The following is a 1,952-nucleotide window of genomic DNA, read 5'->3' on the forward strand; positions in this document are numbered from 1 at the left end:
GCCGCCGCCCCCCCCCCCGCCCCCCCGCCCGGGCCCCGGGGGGCGGGCGCGCCGGCGGCGGCAGCCCGGCGAGGTCAGGCGGTCACGTGGGCGCTGTCGCCCGCCGTCGCGGCGAACGACGTGCCGCTGACCATCCGCGCGGCGTCGGAGGCGAGGAAACACGACGAGTGGCGCGACGTCCTCCGGTTCCGCCCACGGCACGCCCAGCGGCGTCTTCGACCGCAGCGCCTGAATCGCGGCGTGCTCCACCTCGGCGAGGTCACCGGAGGCCGGCTTCCCCGCCTCGACCAGCGCCTGCACGTAGCGGTCCCGATGCCGGGTCAGCGCGGTGTCGACCAGCCCCGGGATGACCGCGTTCACCGTCACGCCGTGCGGCCCGAGTTCCAGCGCGGCGGACTTGACCAGCCCGATCAGCCCCCACTTCGACGCCGAGTACGCGGACCCGTTCGTGGTGCCGTGCTGCCCCTGGGTGGACGACGTGACCACGATCCGGCCGCCGCCGCGGCGTACCAGCAGCGGCGCGAAGACCCGCAGCACGTTCGCCGCGCCCGTGAGGTTGACGTCGATCTGGTCGTGCCGATGCCGGTCGGTCATCTCCAGCAACGGCGCGAACGCCTGGATGCCGGCGTTGGCGAACAGCACGTCCACGCCGCCGTGTTCGCGTTCCACCGCCTCGGCCACAGCGCGTACCGCGCCGATGTCGCGCTGGTCGGCCACGTGCGCGGACCAGCGGGCGCCGGCCGCCGTCACCCGCCGGCCGGTCTCGGCCAGGTCCTCCGGGCCGGCGGGCGGCAGATCCAGGATCGGGCTGACCGGCCCCGCGATGTCCGTCCCGGCCACGTCCGCGCCCGCCTCGGCCAGCGCGACCGCAGCGGCCCGGCCGATCCCCCGCGCCGCGCCGGTGACCACAGCGACCCGCCCCGACAACATCCCGGCCGCCACCGCGTCACCCCTCCCGTGGACTCCCCCACTCGCACCGTAAGCCCTGCCGCCCCCGCCCCGCCCGCAATCGAGACCCCGGTACGCCCGCCCAGATCACGGCGCCACCCAGCCTGTCCAAGGTCAACACCGGTACGGGGAAGTGGTGCCATCCAACCCGCCCCGACCCCGCCACCACCCCGAGCTGGTGTTGATCACACGAGCAACCCGGCCCTCCGCCGGCGTCGCTACGGGGAGGTGGCCTCGGCCAGCAGCTCCAGCAGGTGCCGGTACGGCTGCCCGGTGGCCCGCGCCAGCCCGATCTCGCAGGTGCGGTTCACCGAGGCGTACCCGTCGAAGGGGCGTGCCGCGACGGCGGCGGCCTCGGCCCGGGTGGCCGACGCGGTCAGTTCCGGATGCAGCAGTCCCCGGTCGCCGGCGAAGCCGCAGCACTGCCAGCCCTCCGGGACCACCACCTCGTCGGCGACCGCGCGGGCCACGGTGAGCAGCGCGTCGTCCAGGCCGAGCCGGACCGACGAGCAGGTCGGGTGCAGCGCGAGCGAACCGATCCGGCGGCGCACCGTCAGCCGGGGCAGCAGCGTGCCGGCGGTGTACGCGACCGCGTCGACGACCCGCAGGTCCCCGGCGCCGTCGAGCAGCCGTTCGAAGCCCTCGGTGCAGGACGCGGCGTCGCTGACCACCGGCAGCGCGCCGTCGCGGCTCGCGGCGCGCAGCACCGGCGGCACGCGGTCGCGCACCGCCCGGTAGCCGTCGGTGAGGCCCTTGGAGGACCAGGGGGTGCCGCAGCACAGGTCGCCGACGCCGTCCGGCACGAGCAGGCGTACGCCGGCCCGGTCGGCGAGCGTGAGCAGCGCGGCGGCGACGCCGGTGCCGCCCTGCGCCGGGGCGAACAGCGTGCCCAGGCAGGACGGCACGAACACCGCGTCCGGGTCGTCGGCCGGGTGCGGGCGGCGCGGGGTGCCGCCGCGCGGCAGGTCCCGCTGCCAGCGCGGCACCCGGTCCGCGCCGAGCAC

General features: G+C 77.0%; 2 protein-coding genes. Both read right to left on the reverse strand.

Translation table 11 applies throughout. The annotated features are described in order from the left end of the window. Positions 1 to 942 (reverse strand): SDR family NAD(P)-dependent oxidoreductase (locus tag AC2CHG_RS31220; RefSeq protein ID WP_484526189.1); only part of this gene is annotated, 942 nt, incomplete at its 3' end. A 224-nt stretch (positions 943 to 1,166) separates the two neighbouring features. Continuing rightward, positions 1,167 to 1,952 (reverse strand): (Fe-S)-binding protein (locus AC2CHG_RS31225; RefSeq protein ID WP_484526190.1); only part of this gene is annotated, 786 nt, incomplete at its 5' end.

The sequence above is a fragment of the Micromonospora sp. ATLC20 genome, assembly GCF_057196585.1.